An 18177-nucleotide genomic window follows, 5' to 3' on the forward strand; every position below is an offset into this window, starting at 1 on the left:
GGATTGTATGATGATCAGATAGACCCGGGGGGGAGATAATGTTTCCACAAGATTCTAAAATATTGGTTGTTGAAGACTCTGAGTCACTCCTTCGACTGATCGGCGAAATTTTAAACGCAGAAGGCTATGGCAATGTACACTTGGCTAAAGACGGCAGCGAAGCCATTGGCCAACTGACTATGGCGGCCAAGGTTGGCGAGCCATTTAACCTGGTTATTACTGATATCACCATGCCCAACTTAGGCGGTATGGAACTCTTGGACGCTTGTCGAGAATCTAATAATCTTAAAAACACACCCTTTATGATGATCACCTCAGACAATTCAAAAAACACCGTGGTTCAAGCCGTCATCAAAGGCGTGATTGGCTACATCGTGAAACCCATTGAGCGTGAAGACTTTATGAACAAAATGCGAGAAGCCTATGAACGCCTGATGGGTTCAGTGGGATAAGGTCTTTGCCGCATCCAATACACTGTCCACAGAGATTTGCTTCATACAATCATGGGTACCAATAGGACATTTCTTACTGCCATGCCGGCCACAGGGGCGACAGCTTAAATCTTTCTGAACAACAATGGCCTGCTCTTGCCACGGACGATAACCCAAACTTAACGTGGTCGGCCCAAACACCGAAACCACTGGCAAACCCACGCAGGCTGCCATGTGCATGGCACCACTGTCATTTGTCACCATCAGGCTGCCAAACCGAAATTCCTGCAATGACTCAAGTAAAGATTTTTCACCGGCCCAAAGCAGGGCTCCTGGGATCTGTTTTTGAACGCTCTCGCAAAGGGCCCGCTCATCCCGGCCACCGGTCACAATGATTTGACGACCTTCTTCTGAAAGGCGCTTCCCCAATTCTACAAATTTATTAAACCCCCAACGTTTTGTGGGCCACACACTGCCAGGAGATAAAAACGTGGCTCCGGCGTGCGCCGATTGAAACTCGGGCAAAAGATGATCAATGCGCATTTGGCTCCAGGTCGGCACACTTCCCGACGGCCACGGCCCGACGGTGTTGTTGTCGGTGATATTTAAAACACTGACCTCACCTAATATCTCATTCCAGTTTGAATTCAATGGAGCCAACAGCTGCAACTGCCTTAGGGCATCAGGCCGCTGCATGGGACGCTCCACACGAGAGTCGAAAATCCATGCATTCCACCATTTTTTAAAGCCTACCTTTTTGTTAGCCTTCAGTGACTGCACCAGCAAACCGGAGCGCATACTTTCGTGGGGACTGAGCACCACATCATACTCGTATTTTAACAGTTTTTTACGAAATGCCCGCACCGATGGCGAATTGGTTTTGTTGACTGAAATCACTTCATCAACAAGCCCCGCTGCAAGAAACGGCTCTTCAAAACCGGCACGACAGCCTAATATTAATTTATGATCTGGATATAGTTTTCGAAACTCACGCATCAAAGGGATGCTGAGAAGGAGGTCTCCGAGATAGGCTGTTTGTAAGATGAGGTTAACCACTGAATTCCCTCTTCAACGGCGTGCACAAGATGGTCAAAATCGACCCGATCGTAACACATTACTGATTTTTGACAAGCCCGCTTCCAGCAAGGGCTACAACTCACTTGAGAAAGCACTCTTCTGCCGCGGCCATAGAGATCAATCTCATGGGCACAGGTGGGTCCAAACCAGGCCACCACCCATTTTTTTAACGCGATCCCCATGTGCATTCCCAAACTGTCCCCGCTAATCACAATATCACAAGCCGCAATACTGATGGCGCCATCACGTAAACCCGCCTCGGTCGGCGATGTGATCACATCCAATCCTGCGGCTATTCTCAAGTTAGATGCGGTCTCACTGCCGCCCCCCAACAACACAACCCTAACCTCATCCAAGGACAACATTTTTCTGACTAGCTGCTGATGGCCCTCTTCAGTGAACTTTTTGTATGGAATTGTGGGGCTGCATCCGGTGTTGATACCAACTAACAATTTTTTACCATTTAACCAATGTTGGCGTCGCTCGCGCATCTGATGTTTTTCGTTCTCAGTTAGGGAAAGTACGTACTCGTCTCTTTTAAATGGCCCCAACTCAAAGGCCTCTATCATCAACTGAGTCTCAGGTTTATTATTTTCAAAAAACTTTTTTTCATTTGAAAGGCCCAGTTGCCAAAGTTCATCAGCTGCATTTGTTTCTGGTAAAATGACCCCCGTTTTTGAATCAACCCCAAAACCAAATCGCTCTTTAATAAATTTTGGTTTGTTTAGAACCCCACCGGCGGCGAGCGATTTATCAATGCAATAGCTCACATCAAAAGAAAGTGTAGATAGCGCCAGCAAATCCTCTTCTTTAATAGTCAAAATGCGATCAATGAACGGGTTGTTTTCAAGAAGCGGTTTGGCACTTCCCTTTGTCACCCAAGTCACATGCGCGTCGGGGTACTTTCTGTGAATGGCTGGTAACAAGCTCGTGGCTCGGAGCACAGCCCCTAAAGCCTCGAGGTGGACCACCAAGATGCGAGTTTTCGGCACCGACAACTGGGGACATTTCTCATCACAGTTTTCTGATCGATCACATGGTTTGTAGCCGCTGAAAAAGCGGCACTGAGTCATTGCCATGATTTTATTTTAGCGAATCCCGCTTAAGGGCAATAACACAAACTCATAATAGCCCAGCGTTTAAGACTATAGAACGGGCCAGTTAAAGGCTAAAGGCCAGGGCGCTCAATCTTTGTGGCCTCGGCTATAATTGTGCCTATTTTTATTTTTGATTCGAGCCGAACCATCGTTCGATATTTGTCGTCTGTGATCCACAAATAAACATCTCCCACCGGCTTAAATACACCATCCAACTTCAACTCAGGCTTAATAACAAAACAATTAAATGTGCCGGCCTCCGTGGTTAAAACTTCTTTTCGCAACACTTTGCCCGAAAATACAAAATTCTTACCATCATCAGAAACTGGAAAAGCTATGGTTTTACCCACTCGAAGATTAAAATTTCTTAAATAAAAAATGGCGCTCACCACATTCTGAGAATAGGGAGCGAGCTTCCAAACTTGTTTTTTCTCTTCTTCCCCTTTTTCTTTGGTGACTTTTTTCTCCCAGAATGTGGCCTCCAGTTTTTTCCAATCAAAATACGAGCGAATGTCACGCGCCTGCTTGCTTTCATTCACATGTATTCCCATGGTCAAAGGGACCAACTCTTCATAATCTAAAAATGTTTCGGCCCAATCGTCCACTTTATAGAACATGGAAAATACGCTGCTCGATTTAATAATCACAGCAAAGTGATAGGCCAAACGATCATTGACCTCTGCCATTGGTCTCACTTCAAAGGTCATATAACCAGCAGCCACTTTGAAGTACTTTACCGCCATCGTCACCCGCTCCCCCAAAACATAAGGGTCGACTTCTGGTCTTCGCCCAACAAAACCCTCGCTGTCTTCAACTGGAGGCAAACGTTTTTTAGCTGTTTTCTGTTCAGCCTTGGGCTCAGTGGTTTCTTTCACTTTTTCGCTCTTCTTGTCCGGCACTTGTTTTTTTGACAAAGGGTCATGCACTCCATCTGCTTTAGACACATTCTCTTTTTGTTTTTTAATTTCTGATTTTTTCTCTGCACGTTTTACTTGATTGGCCGCCTCCGGCGAGACGATCTGCGCCTTTTCAGAATCAGTGGCAGGTAATTCTTTCACCTTTACCAGATTTTCAAACTCTTTGTTCTGATGAAAGGTCTCTTGTTTTTCTTCTTCAAGAATTTTTGACGCACAAGAAATCAACAAAAATAAAGCTGCAGCCGCAGTTACAGATTTTTTTATTTTGTTAAACTTCGTTGTCACGCTCTAGCTCTCGATGATCAATAAATGGTTTCCACCGGCGGTGCACCCACATCCATTGCCCAGGGTACTGACGCACAATCTCCTCAATCTTATCAGTGTAAACCTGAGTCATAAAGGCCACAGTTTCATCTTTATCTTCTTTCGAAACATATTCTATTTCAGGACCAAATTGGACTGTGGTCGTGCCGTCAATTTCTCGAAGAGTGTAAACGGGAACCACTGGACACATCGCTCTCCCTGCTAAAACTGCTAGACCCATAGCTGTACCAGTTTCATGCCCGAAAAATTGAGTTCTCACTCCAATGGGTGGACCCATAAATTGGTCCAAAACAAAGGCCACAATGCCACCCTTTTTTAGCTCTTTTAATACCGCATAAGAGCTGTTCCTTGGTGGAATAAATCGAGTGCCCAGCCGCTGCCTCAGCCCAAACCAAAGATCATTCAACCATTTCGCTTTAAACTCTTTCGATATAATAGACATGGGGACGTCATGGAGTGCCAATCCCACTGTACCAAGGTCGCCGTTTCCCAGGTGAAGGGTCAGTAGGCACACTCCCCGGCCTCGCTGCACAGCTATATCCAGGTATTCGCGACCTTTTATCTGGAATTCATCTCGATGTTTCTGTTTTGAATAGAAGGGAAACCGACAAAACTCCACAGCGCTACGACCCAAATTAAAACAGGATTCACGGCCCACCTTCATCCGCTGACTTTCTGTCCATTGGGGGAATGCCAATTTGAGGTTGCCTAAAATAACATTTCGTCGAATGCGAAATACATCAAACCATAAAATGCCAATGCCGTCGCCGATCAGTCGCTGCCACGACCAGGGCAAAAGCGTCACCACCCAACAGGCGCCTACGGCCACAATTTTAAAGAGTTTTTGAGCTAATTTCTTCATGCAAAATCTCGACGTCCGATGAAAATCCCAATTGCAGGGAAACCACCTGAACAAAGTCTTTCAAATTTTTATGCCTATCTAATTTTACAAAGTCTTTTTCCGTGGTCAAAATCACCGATGCACCCAATTTTTTCATTTCAGACACAATGCGAACAGCATCAGTTTCTGAATAAGCATGGTGATCCGGAAACAACAAACTTCCCACCACATTGAAGCCCTTCATTTGAAGGCTCGCCAAAAAGGCTTCTGGCCGCCCCAGGCCACACACCACAAAACAACATGCTGACAAATCATTCAACTCAGAGGTCACAAGGTAATCTGCACGTATGGTCTTAAAATCACCGTTCACAGCAGATAGTTTATTCTCAATAAATTTCAAGTTATCACTAGAAGCCAGGTTCACTTTTGTTAGAATCACAAATTGAGCTCTGCGAAGACTCTCAAATGACTCCCGGGCCATGCCCCACGGCAAGGGGTGATAGTCGCTGGTTGGCGCCGTGGCGTCGATCAATACAATATCAATGTCTCGTTTAAGTTTTCGATGTTGAAAGGCATCATCGGCAAAGATGAGATTCACAGGATGTTCCGACACTAACTGCATAGCCGCCTGCACTCGATCAGCCCCAACATAGATCGGCACATTAACAAACTGCTTTTTTAACATGGTTGGCTCATCCCCAAACCGCTCTGCGGATTCATCATCTGCATGCACAGCTTGTACGCCATAACTTTGTCGACCATATCCTCGCGAAACAACTCCAGGTCGATATCCGCTTTGAATGGCCCATTCAATGAGTGCGGCAATAACTGGTGTCTTGCCGGTCCCCCCCACTGTGAGGTTGCCCACACTCACCACCGGAACGCCTACGGACTCTGCAGGTTTCACTTTCCAATCATAGAGCCGCCCACGGGCCCCACTCAGAAAAGAAAACAATAACCCCAAAGGAGCCAACATATCTCTTTTTTTCATGAAAAATAGCCATCCAAGGCTTTGGCAACTCTCGTTGTCGCCCCCTCACTGCCCAATCTCACTTTGGCCTGTTTCAGGTCACAAGCCATCTCTTCGGCCGCCGTGGGTTCATTGATCAACCTTCGAAGTGCCCCCGCGAGACCCTCTACACTTGCTGCCTCTTGAAAAAATTCGGGCGCCACCATTTTGCCAAGAACCAAGTTAATCATTCCAAAAAAGGGCGTGTCTTTAACAAAGGTTTTCGCAATCCACGCTGTCATGGCATTCATTTTGTACATAATAACCATGGGCTTTTCGAGGAGACCCACCAACAAAGTGGCCGTCCCTGAGGCACACAAAACTACATCCGCAAGACGAATCATACGAAAAGGCTCATCCTGCAAAACAATCAGTGGAAACTGAAGCGGCGGCATATTGCTTTTGAAGGTCTCTAGATCAAAAGTGGGCGCCACAAACAACGCCACTTGCAGGTCTTCATTTTCTCCATGCAAGCGTTCAGCTACAGCCAACTGAGTTTCTAAATGGTTTTTAATCTCTGAGTGCCGACTCCCTGGCATCAAAGCCAAAAGCGTTTCGTTGTCTTTTATGCCATATCGCTGCCGATCCTTTTTGATCTCGTTTTGATCAAACAGGTCAGATTTAAGTTCATCCAACAGCGGGTGCCCAACAAACTCCGCCGACACACCATTTTTGTCATAAAAATCTTTTTCAAACGGAAACAACACCAGCATCTTATCTACTAAGCGCCTAATTATTTTCACCCGTGACCGTCGCCAAGCCCAAACTTGAGGTGAAATGTAATAGACAACGGGTATTCCCAGTTTTTTAAGTTTCTTTGCCAATCGCAAATTGAAATCGGGGTAATCTAGAAGCAAGGCCACTTTCGGTTTGCGCTCTTTTGCAGCTTCGACTAATCGATCAAACGCCCCTTTAATATCACCCCAATGAGCCATGACTTCTTGAAACCCAACCACTGCCAATTCTTCAGAGCGACCTAAGATTTCAAACCCCATGGCTTCCATGGACCGACTGCCAATACCAAAACTTGCAATAGACTGATTCTGTTGTCGCCAGTATTCAAGCAAACGTTGAGCATAAAGTGTACTCGAGGCCTCAGCAGCAACGATTAAGATCTCATTTGAGGCGGGATTGGATTTCGCCAATGATCTTCTCCGCCAATCGAAGTGCAACAAGCCCATCTCGGCCAGACACACGACAGGGTTTGTTTTCAAGAACTGAATTTACAAACGACTGAGTTTCAGCCAGTAGTGCATCACCTTTTTCAAGGTTCCATGATTCGTGCTCTATGGGTAACTCCGCATCGGGCTGCCACTGCCCTGTCTTCGTCAACAAGTTCACATCTCCAGATCCAAAATCCAAAGACAGGTATTGATCTCGCTGAAAAACTCGGAACTTTCGCTGAGCACTTGTTGATACCCTCGAGGACGTTACATTTGCCACCGCACCACTTTTAAACTCGATGCGAGCATTGGCAATATCAATGGTATCGGTAATCACCGGAGTCCCAACGGCTGCGATGTTCACAGGCTCGCTGTCAACAAGACTGAGAATGACATCCAAGTCGTGTATCATTAAATCAAGCACAACATTGACGTCCACACCTCTTGGCTTAAATGGAGCCAATCGGTGGCACTCAATAAACCAAGGAACCATCATTTTTTTATGAGCAGCCTCAAAAGCAGGATTAAACCGCTCGACGTGTCCCACCTGCAGTTTAAGCCCGTTCTTTTCGGCTAAACTACATAACTCCTCACCCTGCTGGCTGGTGGTAGTAATTGGCTTTTCAACGTTAACGTGGATTCCATTTTCTAAAAATGTTTTGGCAATTTCATAGTGGGTGGGAGTAGATGAAGCTACAGTGACCAGGTCCACTTTACCTATCAAATTTCGGTAGTCCGTTTCAGCAGCACACTCTAACTCTTGAGCCACCTCAGCCGCCCGCGCCGCACTGGCATCACAGACGGCGACCAAATCGACATCGGCAATGGCTTTGTATTTTTGTGCATGAAATCGACCTAAGTAACCCACACCTACGACGGCGGCTCTCAGCTTACTCATCTTGCCAACCCTCTCTTTGAGGAATGCATAAAATCTAAAAGATATTGAACGCTTTCAGGTAAATGGGACTGAGCTTTCAACTCTGCCATAATCTCTTCAATGGTCCCCGCGCCTTTTAAAACCATTCTTATGCATTTATGAATAGCAGCAATATCGTCTTTACTAAAGCCCGCCCGCTCAAGGCCCACTTTATTAGTGGCCCGCATGGTGGCCCAATTGCCTTGGGCAATCGTAAAGGGCAATACATCTTTGTTTACCGATGAGTCGCCACCGATATAACAATATTTGCCGAGCCTGCAAAACTGAGTGATTCCACAAAGCCCACCAATTTTAACGTGATCTTCTACCTTAACATGACCCGCAAACTGGGTGGTGTTGGCAATAACTATGTGGTCACCCAGCTCACAATCATGGGCAATGTGTACGTAGGCCATCAAAAGGTTGTGGTCGCCAATACGGGTGACACCGCCACCTTGAGCCGTGCCCAAGTTAAGAGTCACAAACTCTCGAATCACGTTATTATCACCCAATATTAACTCGGTTTTTTCACCGTCATACTTGAGATCCTGAGGAGGGCCACCAAGCACGGCCCCTGGCAAAATATGATTGTTCCTGCCAATTGTGACTTTGCCAAAGGGGCTACCGATACACACATGGCTATCAATTCGTGATCCGCTGCCAATAGTGACATCACCTTCAATCACTGAAAAGGGACCGACAATCACGTCATCGGCTAGCTTAGCCTGAGGTGATACGACCGCAGATTCATGTATATTCATTATTGCTCCCGCGGAGTGAACCAGGCCAGAATTTCGCTTTCAGCCACGATTTCGCCACCCACCTCGGCACGGCCAGAGATCAGCACCATGTTGCCTCGATCTTTTTTCACTTCACAACACAACTCTAGAACATCTCCGGGAACCACTGGCTTTCGAAAGCGGGTTTCTTTTACCGACCCAATGGTCATATCCATAGGCGGATCTTCCGGCCGAAAACACGACAATCCACCGGCTTGAGCTAGAGCCTCGATGATTAATACACCTGGCATAATGGGTCGGCCTGGAAAGTGGCCGTTAAAAAAGGGTTCGTTAATACTGACATTCTTAATCGCACGAATGGTGCTGCCCACACGATTCTTCCCTGAAGACAAGGTACGCTCCACCACCCTATCCACAAGTAAGAATGGATAGCGATGAGGGAGGATTTTCATCACATCAAGTATATCGTGAATGGTTTGCTCAGCCACTCTGGGCCTCCACAACAAAAAGAAATGTTTCCTTATTTGCCTTTGTCATAGCGCTTGATGACCTCATCTGTCAGATCAAGTTCTTCATTGGCCCAAAGTACACTTTGCTCGGCTTTTTCAAGCACCATAGTGTAGCCCTTTTCTTTAGCTACATCTTGAATCACATCGCGCAAGCGCCCCAATATGGGCATCATCAAATCGCGTTCTTTTTGGCTGATGTCCACCTGACTTTCACCCAACATTTTTTGATACTTCAAAACTTCTTCCTGAAGACTTTGTTGCTTTTTTATCCTCACATCTTCTGATAACACCATGCTCTTTTTCTCAAAGTCTTGTGTCATCTTCTCAATGTCGGCTTTTCGCTTCTCAAGCGCCGTCTTCTTTTTTGCAAACTCTTTTTCAAGAGTCTCGCGGGCTGACTTACCCGCCTTGGTGGATTCTACGGCTTTTTTCATATCCACGTAACCAATCTTCGTATTGGCAATAGCTGAAAGTGGCAGCATTAAAAGAGTGCACGTAACCACAAGGCGACTTAAAGGATTCATCATAAAATCTTCTCCTCATTAAACATTGGCAGAATTAAACCATAATTTAAAACGGTGAGCCAATGGCAAATTCAAATTTGTAAGGGGGATCATCAAACTCTTCTCTGCGATCCAAAGGAAACCCCCACTCAAACCGCAGCGGACCTATGGGAGAGAACCAACGAAATCCAAACCCCAAGTCACTGCGCAACTGTCCGAGATTCAGCTGATCTTGCGCGTCACCCACATCTAAAAAGGTCACGCCCATCACTCCAGCCTCTTTAATCAAAGGAAATTGAAATTCCATGTTGTAATAAAGTTGCTGCGATCCGCCAAAAGGACGCATGGCCCGATTTTGTATCTCTTCATCGGTTAGGCCTGGCACCACTGAGGCCGCCTCATCCTTGGCTGCTTTCGAGAATTTTCGCTTTCCCACAGTGAACCAATCATAGCCTCGCAAAGTGTTGGGTCCGCCCAAGAGATAGAGCTGGTTAAAGGGTGGGGCCAAATTGTCTAGATTCGAAGAGATAAACCCATAGGTGATGTTGTTTCGCCACACCAGTTCCCAAAAAACGGTTTTGTAATATCTGAAATTGGCTCCACCTTTAGTGTAGTTCAGATCTCCCCCAAGCCCCGCGTACTCCACAGACACATTTGAGTAAACACCATCGGTAGGGGCAAAACGGTCATTTCGTTTGTCATAAACGAGGCTTGCTGTAAGGGAGCTAGTGATTCCATTGGCCGTATCCACGGGAAATAGCGCTGGGTCCCCCGAGGTCAACTCTAGGAACGTGTCATCTAACTTATAACTCAAATATCCGTCTAAATAAGGCGCCAGCGGGTGCCCCACACGCAAGGCTCCCCCACGCTTTTGCTCGTTATAGTCAATCAGCACTCTCTCAGACTGATAGGCGTCCACCCCTACTGACCACTCCGTATCTAGTAGATACGGCTCCGTGAAGTTTAGGTTAAAGCGAGTTTGGTTCTTATTGTAATCAAGTGTAGCACTTAACTTTTGCCCACGGCCGGCCAAGTTGATCTGCTGAATCTGCCCATTTACGACCATTCCATTCTGCGAGCTGTACCCAGCGCCCAGTTGAATGCTTCCCGTATTGCGCTCTTTCACCATGATATCAATATCCATAATGTCAGAGCGGCCTTTTGGAGTTTTCACATTGAAATTAACTTCATCAAAATACCCAAGCCGCTGCACATTTGCCAACGACTCTCGTTTTCGAGTTTCGTTGTAAAGTTCTCCCTCGCGAATTCGAAGCTCACGGCGAACCACTTTATCGCGAGTTGTGGTGTTACCGACCACATTGATTTCGCCGATGAAAACCTTTTGACCCTTGTCGATCTCATAGGTGATGTCCACCAATTGATCTTTTTCTCGAACTCTTGTGCGGGGTATGACGTTGGTAAACGCATAGCCCAAATCACCATACTTTGCCTGCAATGAGCGGAGATCTTTTTGCAGATCTTCATAGGTAAATTGGTCACCCTCTTGGACCAAAGTGGCTTCTCGCAACTCATCGTGGGTGAACAACATGTCACCCGCGAAGTCTACAGAACCAATATTGAAACGATCGCCCTCTTCCACTCGAATCGTAATGTAAATGCCCTTTTTATCTGGAGTCACGTACACCTGGGGCCGATCAATCTTGACCTGCACAAAGCCTTCGTTGAAGTACAAGAAATTCAAACGCTGGACATCTCGATCAAAGGCATCTTGCTTGTAGGCACCACCACCAAAAATCGCGCTAAAAAAACCACCTTCTTTGGTTTCCATAGCTCCTTGCAAGTTGCCGCTGGGAAGCTGACGATTACCAAGAAACCGAATGCTCTTCACCATAACTTTGTCGTTTTCAACGATATCGAAAATCACCCGAACATTGTCGCTTTCCGAATCATCCTCAACGCGCACTTTCACTCGGGCTAAAAAGAACCCTTTATCTTCATAAAGTTTTTCAATTTTCTCAGAGGCCACCCGCAATCGCGACATGTCCAAAATTTCAAAGGCCTTAAGCTCAGCCACTTCAGATATGTCATCGTCGCTCAATTCATCATTGCCCTCGTAGGAGATGCTAGCAATAGATGGTTTCTCCACCACCGTGTAAACTAAAACAGCCTTTCCATTTTTATCCAGTTGCTCCACGCGAACGTCGTTAAAAAAACCAGTGGCAAAAAGTTGTTCCACGTCTTTTCGAATGGTTACACGGTCTACGGAGTCACCCACTTTTGAAGCCAACTTGCCGCGAACAGCAGCTGACTCAATCTTTTTGGGCCCTTTAATAACAATCTCGCCAATTATACTGGACGCGGCGAATGCTGGTACGGCTAATATGCCGGCAAAAATGAATGGAATGCAACCTCTAAGAAGATTTACCAAGCTAAAATTCCCTAATTGTTTTAAGCACTTAGTCAAAAATAACGGCTGAGCGTAGCCTGCTTTCGAAACCTTGTCAAAGAGAGCCTGACGAGCCGTGGAATTATAATCGGCCCACTGGAGGTGCAGATTCAATTCTAACTCTGTGAGCCAGACGACAGCTGCCTATCAATTAAGCACACATGGCCGGGGATAGGAATCCGTGGAGCTCGCTAGGCACTCCACCGGCCGTCTTTTAAAGTCATTTGCCTTGGAAACAGTGACGCAAAATTTTGATCGTGGGTCACCACCACTAAGGTTAACCCCATTTGCTCTTTCAGCTCGAAAAAAAGCTTTTGGATGTTCCTACTATTTTCAGTGTCCAGATTTCCCGTGGGCTCATCGGCCATCAACACTTCAGGTTTCTGCACCAGGGCTCGAGCTATTGCAACGCGCTGCTGCTCTCCACCACTGAGCTCTGTGGGATAATGAGTTTTTCGGTCACTCAACCCAAGCCGTCCCAGCAATTCTTCCGCTCGGCGTCGAGCTTCTCTATGAGGAACTCCTCCAATGCGCGCAGGCATGGCCACATTTTCAAGAGCGGTGAACTCCTTTAACAAATGATGAAACTGAAACACAAATCCCACGCTTCGATTTCGAAAATGAGCTAACTCGTCATCGGTTTTTTTAAAAAGATTTTCGTTCTGGTAGATCACCTGACCCAAGGACGGTTTATCAAGGCCGCCCAGCATATGCAGTAAAGTGCTTTTTCCGGCCCCCGATGGCCCAAGAATACAAAGCGCATCACCCCTATGCACCATTAGATCTATGCCTTGAACCACGGTCAATTGGTTTCCGCCATGGCTATAGACCTTCTTCACGCCCTTGGCTTGAATCAAAACCTCACTCATACCTTAACCCCTCAACAGGTTTTAAGCGGGCCCCTCTGAGTGCCGGAGCCAGCGTGGACAAAAAGCAAATCAACAAGGATGCTGCAAATACCGCTAAAACATCTGTTCCCCTCACCTCTACCTCAATACTTGTCAGCGTGTACACTTCTGCAGGCAAAATGTTCCATTGACCTTGCGCAAAGGAAAAGGCGTAACAAGCCAGCAGACCCAATAAAAGACCTAGAAACGAGCCCACAACTCCAATGATCAATCCCTGTTGAGCAAAAAGACGTAAAATAAAACTTTGAGACGCACCGATGGTTTTAAGAACACTAATGTCTGCAAATCTCTTTAGTACGCTAAAGTATAACGTGCTGGACACGTTAAATGCAGCGGCAATGATCATGACTGATATCACTAAAAAGATGATCCATCGCTCCCACTTTATAGCCTCAAATAAATTGCGATTTAAATCCGTCCAATCCCGAGTCCAATAGGGAAAACCCAAATCTTCTGCCAATTTTGCAGCCACTGGCCGAGCCTGATCATCCTCCGGGAGGCGTAGTCGCACGCCCATCACCTGATCGCCAATTTCCGCAAGCTCTTGAGCCGCCTTAAGATCGGCAACAATGTATCGATTGTCGTAATCATATCTACCCAGATCCAAAACACCAGTGAGCCTGAAACGACGCACGCGGGGCCGAAATTGAGTGGCATCATATGGGTCAGATTGGGGCATCACCACTTTAAACTCATCGCCTAATTTTAAATCAAAGCGTTTCACAAGACCACGTCCCAGCAAAACGCCTGGGATATCATGAATGACTTCGAGGTCGAATTTCCCCTGAATGATTCTCTTTTCTAATTTCAAAACCTCTGCCACCGTTTGCCTTTCGACGCCCTCGACGATGACGCCTGACAACTGGCCCTTTCGCGCAAGTACGGCTTCAACAACTACAAATGGAGTCATTTTTAAGTGTGAACCCACAACTGTTTTGATTTTTTCAGTAAATGAAATCACATCGCCAATGGCTGCCCCACGCTTTGACACAATCACATGGCCCACCACATCGACAATCGACTTTTTCAATGTGGTCTCATAGCCACTGACAACCGCCATGGCCACAACCAACGAGGCCACACCTAAAATCATACCGAACATGGCAAACGAAGCCGTGATGCCAAAATAACCTCGACCACCCCGCATCTGTCTCCATGTCACCCAAAGACCGTACAAATTAATCTCCACCCCGAGCTTGTTGCTTCAAGTACCCCTCGACAAAAACATCAATATCGCCATCTAAAACTTTTTGTGGTGAGCCTGACTCCACATCTGTTCGATGATCCTTCACCATCTGGTAAGGGTGCAACACATAAGATCGAATTTGACTCCCCCACTCAATGGCCTTTTTCTTCTTATTGGCCTCGTCTTGTTCTTGCTGCCGCTTTTCCATCTCGTGTTCGTAAAGGGCCGCCCTCAACATTTTAAAAGCCTTATCCCGGTTGGCGTGTTGACTTCTTTGGCTTTGACACTGCACCACAATACCCGTGGGCTCATGCGTGATTCGCACCGCAGAGTCCGTTCGGTTTACGTGCTGACCGCCCGCGCCGCTGGCTCGATAGGTGTCCAGTCGAATATCTTCGTCCCTTATTTCAATTTCAATATTGTCATCCACTTCTGGCCACACAAAAATAGACGCAAAACTGGTGTGCCTTCTGGCATTAGAATCAAAAGGGCTTATCCGAACCAGGCGATGAACGCCTGTTTCCGTCTTGAGATAGCCATAGGCAAAAGGACCTTCAATATGCAAAGTCGCCGACTTAATCCCAGCTTCTTCACCCTCGGTCATGGCCATAATTTCCACTTTAAAGCCCTGCTTTTCGCAATATCTCAAGTACATTCGTAAAAGCATGGAGGCCCAGTCGCTGGCCTCCGTACCACCGGCACCAGAGTTAATAGACAAGTAGGCACTATTCGGATCTGTTTCGCCCCCTAAGAGGCTTTTAAGCTCCAATCCGTCGACAAGCTCCTGGATTTTTGCCACTTCCACCTTTACTTCAGAAAAAACACCCTCGTCATTTTCTTCCTTGGCCATATCTAAGAGAACAAAGGCATCGTCCACCTTGCTGTTAAGATCATTCCAGTCTTGCACCGAACGCTCTAACACCACTCGCTCTTTATTAAGGGCTTGCATTTGCTGGGGGTTGTTCCAAATTTCTGGGTTTTGCGATTGAGTTTCTAACTCTTCGAGACGCTTTTCTTTAATATCGATGTCAAAGGTACCTCCGCAAATCTGCGGTTTTTTGTCGGCTATCAACCAACTGCCCTTTTACATCAGCTAACTCTGTGGCCATGGACATGACGAACTCCTTAAGTGCCAAACTTTTTTAAAAACTCATGATACAAAGCCATTCCTGCAAGGGATACCTGGGAATGCCTAACGCCACGAGTTGCAAAAAGAAACTTGGTACCTAATTCTTCACAAAGATTCAAATATTTCGTCTTGAAGGCGGAACATTCTACGCGCCTCGGCTTCACTTCGCTCATGGTCAAAGCCTAGCAGATGCAATATTCCATGTAGGACCATATAGCACAACTCGTCCCGGAAGGTGAGATCATGCTCCAAAGCCTGCTTTTTTAAAACTTGCGGGCAAAGCACCAACTCACCCAGGCTATGTTGTTCAATGGGCAAAAAACTTAAGACATCGGTGGCATACTTTTTACCGCGATACTGATGGTTTAACCTTTTAGCTTCTTTAGGATCTAAAAATACGATCACAAGCTGCTTGTCTTTTAATTGCCTTGCGAAACCTTTTCGTTTGAGCTTCGCAACAACCTGCTCAACGCAATTCTGCAAATAAACCCGCGGCATTCGCAATTTCGATTGGTTGATACAAAGTAACGTCATCCGACGTGAGAACCTTTTTTCGATGAGCCCTTCGGGCGGCTACCTGGCTGCGGCACCGATACCACTTTACCATCTCGCATGTGGGGATAATCCATACGTTGGTGATAAATGCCAAGTAGAATTTTACGAAAGGCCGTTTCAATGGTCGATAAATCTCTTAAGGTCAAATTACACTCATCCAGTTGACCATCGATAAACTTACTTTGAATAATATTCTTAACAATATTCTGAAGCCTCGATGGCGTGGGCTCATCGAGAGTTCTAGCTGTGGCTTCAATACTGTCAGCCAACATCACAAGTGCGGCTTCTTTAAATTGCGGCTTCGGACCAGGATATCGGAACTCATTTTCATCAACATGGTCTATGTTTTCGTCCATTTCTTCTACAGCTCGGTTGTAAAAGTACGAAATTAGCGTGGTACCATGGTGTTGCAAAATCCCATCAATAATGGGCGTTCCGAGCTTATGTTTAAGCCCCAGTTCAGCGCCGTCTTTTACATGCGCTACCAAAATTGTCTTACTCATGAATGGCGAAATGTGATCGTGCGGATTATATCCACTTTGGTTTTCAATAAAATACTGGGCGTGTTCCATTTTTCCAATGTCATGATAAAGAGCCATAACTTTTGCAAGCAGTGCATTGGCACCAATTTCTTTTGCCGCCGCCTCAACCATGTTTCCTACAGATATACTGTGATGGTAGGTCCCCGGGGATTTCATCATCATCTCTTGCATGAGTGGATGGTTCAGGTTGGCTAACTCCATCAGCTTGATATCCGTGGTGTAGTTAAACCCAGATTCAAGAAGAGGCACCAACATCATCGCCACCATTGATGATAACACTCCACCCACAAATCCGGCCGGCGCTGTCCAAAGCAGTTGGCGCAATAATTCATCTAAACCAGAAGACGTCAAGAAGGCCAAAAACACTATGGCAGCCATATTCACAAGACCCGTGCGCAGACCAGCCCAATAGATGTCATTACGACGTGTACAACCATACACCCCGCGGGCAGCAGCGATGCCACCGACTACGGACACCATAAGGAATCCATAATCCATATCCACCATAAATCCTAAGGCTGCTGCCATAAACACCGTAAACACCCATACCACTTCGCCGGATGTGATTAAAAGACCCACCAACATGGGACCCGCGGCCACTGGTGCGGCAAACATAAACACAGAGGGAGGTATCATCGAGCCGAATCGATCTAGGAAGGCGGCGTGCGTAGTGAATAAAAATAGTTTTGTAATAATGCCCACTATGATGGTCACCGTACCCATAACCAAAAGGTCTTTATCGGACACTCGGACTCGCTTAAGGCTAAAACGTCGCAAGTACGAAAAGAACACCATAGCCATCAACACCAACAGGGCTGCCGTCATCACCGACATCAAGTAAGTGCGTTCTTTGCTTTGTTTGCTGTGTATTTCATTTAGAATTTTCACATGAATGGGCATCACCACAGCTCCTGCAGCCACTATGGTCTGATTGCGACGTAGTGAGATCTGCACGGGCAAAACCGACTCGCGAGCGGCCGCTTTTCGGGCCACAGTTTCTTTTCGATTAAATGTCAGGTTAGGTACCATTAACTTTCGCGCCAGTCGGGTGAGGCGTTCTCTGGGCACGGGCCTTAACGCTCCAGCTCCCCGCACGTCTTTCAACGTGAGATCCTGCCGTTTTTTAAGATCCACTATGGAACTAATAGGGAGCATAAATTCATTTCCCGCTCCCCCGACAGGCACGATACTTGCGGATTCGGCTGTCGCTGAAACCAAGCTTAAGCTATCGAGGCTATCGATGGTTTTTTCTCCGCCCCAAAGCCCTATAGCTCGAATAAGAATATTCTCAATACGAGCGCTGAACCCCTCTTCCACCAACCACTCAAAGGTGCGACCAGACACTTCAACACCCAAAAGCTGTTCAAACTTCGCCCGATGCTGGACGAATTCTTTGATTTGCTCTTCTCGTTCGTATTCGTTCTCAAGCCATCTTTGCTGCCTAACCAAATGGCGCATTTCCTGAAAAGCCCTAGAAATCCGGGCATAAACACCCTCGTAGACCTCATAGTCAAAATCGAGAACTGCCGGTATGGCATCGGCCTCTTCCTGTTGCTTCTGGGCCGTGGCGTCTTCATCAACGATCTGTAGAGCAATGGGTGATTTGATATCAACAATGGCCACTTCCCCCACATCAACCCGCTCAGCAAAATCAAACTCATAGTACAACAGGGGCGCTAATATTAAACAAAATGCCGAAACCAGCGTCACTCGTTGTAAGTGAAACCGCTCTTCGGCAAACACAAGCCAGCGACCAAAACGACTTTTGCCAAAGCCAAGGCTATTGACCCAATTTAAAAATTGTAGGGAGGGGTCTACATACTTGCGTCGCAAGTGAATTCCGTCTTTTTGATTAAGACCCTTTTTTTGTTTGTTTTGACCCGGTAATTTCATTTAAATCAATCCATTGAGTTACTAGCCATT

Annotated in this window: 17 protein-coding genes; 1 reads left to right on the forward strand and 16 read right to left on the reverse strand. The window is 46.4% G+C overall.

From position 1 onward, the window contains the following. Window positions 1–38 precede the first annotated feature (38 nt). Window positions 39–452, forward strand: a complete 414-nt coding sequence (locus tag H6626_07320; GenBank protein ID USN48890.1) for a response regulator — start codon at window positions 39–41, stop codon at window positions 450–452. On the opposite strand, the gene H6626_07325 is transcribed toward H6626_07320, so the two are convergent. The 16 genes from H6626_07325 to H6626_07400 all read right to left on the reverse strand — a co-directional run bounded on the left by H6626_07325 (window position 441) and on the right by H6626_07400 (window position 18147). Next, the gene (locus H6626_07325) at window positions 441–1487 is read right to left on the reverse strand and encodes a glycosyltransferase family 9 protein (protein USN48891.1); all 1047 of its coding nucleotides are present in this window, start codon (window positions 1485–1487) and stop codon (window positions 441–443) included. The genes H6626_07320 and H6626_07325 overlap by 12 nt on opposite strands. Then, entirely contained in the window at window positions 1427–2581 is a 1155-nt protein-coding gene (locus tag H6626_07330; GenBank protein ID USN48975.1) for a glycosyltransferase family 9 protein, read from the reverse strand. The genes H6626_07325 and H6626_07330 overlap by 61 nt, the downstream gene beginning before the upstream one ends. Window positions 2582–2676: 95 nt before the next feature. Then, on the reverse strand, window positions 2677–3807 hold the full coding sequence (locus H6626_07335) for a DUF3108 domain-containing protein (GenBank protein ID USN48892.1): 1131 nt from the start codon (window positions 3805–3807) through the stop codon (window positions 2677–2679). After that, the gene (locus H6626_07340; protein ID USN48893.1) at window positions 3791–4708 is read right to left on the reverse strand and encodes a lysophospholipid acyltransferase family protein; all 918 of its coding nucleotides are present in this window, start codon (window positions 4706–4708) and stop codon (window positions 3791–3793) included. Before H6626_07340 ends, H6626_07335 begins: the two co-directional genes overlap by 17 nt. Further along, on the reverse strand, window positions 4680–5678 hold the full coding sequence (gene lpxK, locus H6626_07345; GenBank protein USN48894.1) for a tetraacyldisaccharide 4'-kinase: 999 nt from the start codon (window positions 5676–5678) through the stop codon (window positions 4680–4682). The genes H6626_07340 and lpxK overlap by 29 nt, the downstream gene beginning before the upstream one ends. Continuing rightward, on the reverse strand, window positions 5675–6877 hold the full coding sequence (gene lpxB / locus H6626_07350; GenBank protein ID USN48895.1) for a lipid-A-disaccharide synthase: 1203 nt from the start codon (window positions 6875–6877) through the stop codon (window positions 5675–5677). The genes lpxK and lpxB overlap by 4 nt, the downstream gene beginning before the upstream one ends. Further along, window positions 6813–7757: a Gfo/Idh/MocA family oxidoreductase gene (locus tag H6626_07355; GenBank protein USN48896.1), complete on the reverse strand. Its 945-nt coding sequence runs from the start codon at window positions 7755–7757 to the stop codon at window positions 6813–6815. Before H6626_07355 ends, lpxB begins: the two co-directional genes overlap by 65 nt. Then, window positions 7754–8536: an acyl-ACP--UDP-N-acetylglucosamine O-acyltransferase gene (gene lpxA / locus H6626_07360; GenBank protein ID USN48897.1), complete on the reverse strand. Its 783-nt coding sequence runs from the start codon at window positions 8534–8536 to the stop codon at window positions 7754–7756. Before lpxA ends, H6626_07355 begins: the two co-directional genes overlap by 4 nt. Next, a complete protein-coding gene (gene fabZ / locus H6626_07365) occupies window positions 8536–8967 on the reverse strand; it encodes a 3-hydroxyacyl-ACP dehydratase FabZ (GenBank protein ID USN48976.1) in 432 nt (143 codons plus the stop codon). The genes lpxA and fabZ overlap by 1 nt, the downstream gene beginning before the upstream one ends. A 68-nt stretch (window positions 8968–9035) precedes the next feature. Continuing rightward, entirely contained in the window at window positions 9036–9551 is a 516-nt protein-coding gene (locus tag H6626_07370; protein ID USN48898.1) for an OmpH family outer membrane protein, read from the reverse strand. A gap of 43 nt (window positions 9552–9594) precedes the next feature. Further along, a complete protein-coding gene (gene bamA, locus H6626_07375; GenBank protein USN48899.1) occupies window positions 9595–12048 on the reverse strand; it encodes an outer membrane protein assembly factor BamA in 2454 nt (817 codons plus the stop codon). A gap of 77 nt (window positions 12049–12125) precedes the next feature. Continuing rightward, entirely contained in the window at window positions 12126–12803 is a 678-nt protein-coding gene (locus tag H6626_07380; GenBank protein ID USN48900.1) for an ABC transporter ATP-binding protein, read from the reverse strand. Next, a complete protein-coding gene (locus tag H6626_07385; GenBank protein ID USN48901.1) occupies window positions 12796–14019 on the reverse strand; it encodes an ABC transporter permease in 1224 nt (407 codons plus the stop codon). Before H6626_07385 ends, H6626_07380 begins: the two co-directional genes overlap by 8 nt. A gap of 1 nt (window position 14020) precedes the next feature. Then, window positions 14021–15100, reverse strand: a complete 1080-nt coding sequence (prfB, locus tag H6626_07390; protein USN48902.1) for a peptide chain release factor 2 — start codon at window positions 15098–15100, stop codon at window positions 14021–14023. 162 nt (window positions 15101–15262) lie between these two features. Next, on the reverse strand, window positions 15263–15691 hold the full coding sequence (gene ybeY / locus H6626_07395) for an rRNA maturation RNase YbeY (GenBank protein ID USN48903.1): 429 nt from the start codon (window positions 15689–15691) through the stop codon (window positions 15263–15265). Beyond that, the gene (locus H6626_07400) at window positions 15688–18147 is read right to left on the reverse strand and encodes an HDIG domain-containing protein (protein USN48904.1); all 2460 of its coding nucleotides are present in this window, start codon (window positions 18145–18147) and stop codon (window positions 15688–15690) included. Before H6626_07400 ends, ybeY begins: the two co-directional genes overlap by 4 nt. Window positions 18148–18177: the final 30 nt, after the last annotated feature.

It is taken from the genome of Pseudobdellovibrionaceae bacterium, assembly GCA_023898385.1.
Classification (GTDB): domain Bacteria; phylum Bdellovibrionota; class Bdellovibrionia; order Bdellovibrionales; family UBA1609.

Bases quoted from the DNA above. Each gene is read 5' to 3' on its own strand.
- H6626_07320 (USN48890.1), top strand. From the start codon at position 39: ATGTTTCCACAAGATTCTAAAATATTGGTTGTTGAAGACTCTGAGTCA.
- H6626_07330 (USN48975.1), bottom strand. From the start codon at position 2,581: ATGACTCAGTGCCGCTTTTTCAGCGGCTACAAACCATGTGATCGATCA.
- H6626_07340 (USN48893.1), bottom strand. From the start codon at position 4,708: ATGAAGAAATTAGCTCAAAAACTCTTTAAAATTGTGGCCGTAGGCGCC.
- lpxK (USN48894.1), bottom strand. From the start codon at position 5,678: ATGAAAAAAAGAGATATGTTGGCTCCTTTGGGGTTATTGTTTTCTTTT.
- lpxB (USN48895.1), bottom strand. From the start codon at position 6,877: ATGGGCTTGTTGCACTTCGATTGGCGGAGAAGATCATTGGCGAAATCC.
- H6626_07355 (USN48896.1), bottom strand. From the start codon at position 7,757: ATGAGTAAGCTGAGAGCCGCCGTCGTAGGTGTGGGTTACTTAGGTCGA.
- lpxA (USN48897.1), bottom strand. From the start codon at position 8,536: ATGAATATACATGAATCTGCGGTCGTATCACCTCAGGCTAAGCTAGCC.
- fabZ (USN48976.1), bottom strand. From the start codon at position 8,967: ATGAAAATCCTCCCTCATCGCTATCCATTCTTACTTGTGGATAGGGTG.
- H6626_07370 (USN48898.1), bottom strand. From the start codon at position 9,551: ATGATGAATCCTTTAAGTCGCCTTGTGGTTACGTGCACTCTTTTAATG.
- H6626_07380 (USN48900.1), bottom strand. From the start codon at position 12,803: ATGAGTGAGGTTTTGATTCAAGCCAAGGGCGTGAAGAAGGTCTATAGC.
- ybeY (USN48903.1), bottom strand. From the start codon at position 15,691: ATGACGTTACTTTGTATCAACCAATCGAAATTGCGAATGCCGCGGGTT.
- H6626_07400 (USN48904.1), bottom strand. From the start codon at position 18,147: ATGAAATTACCGGGTCAAAACAAACAAAAAAAGGGTCTTAATCAAAAA.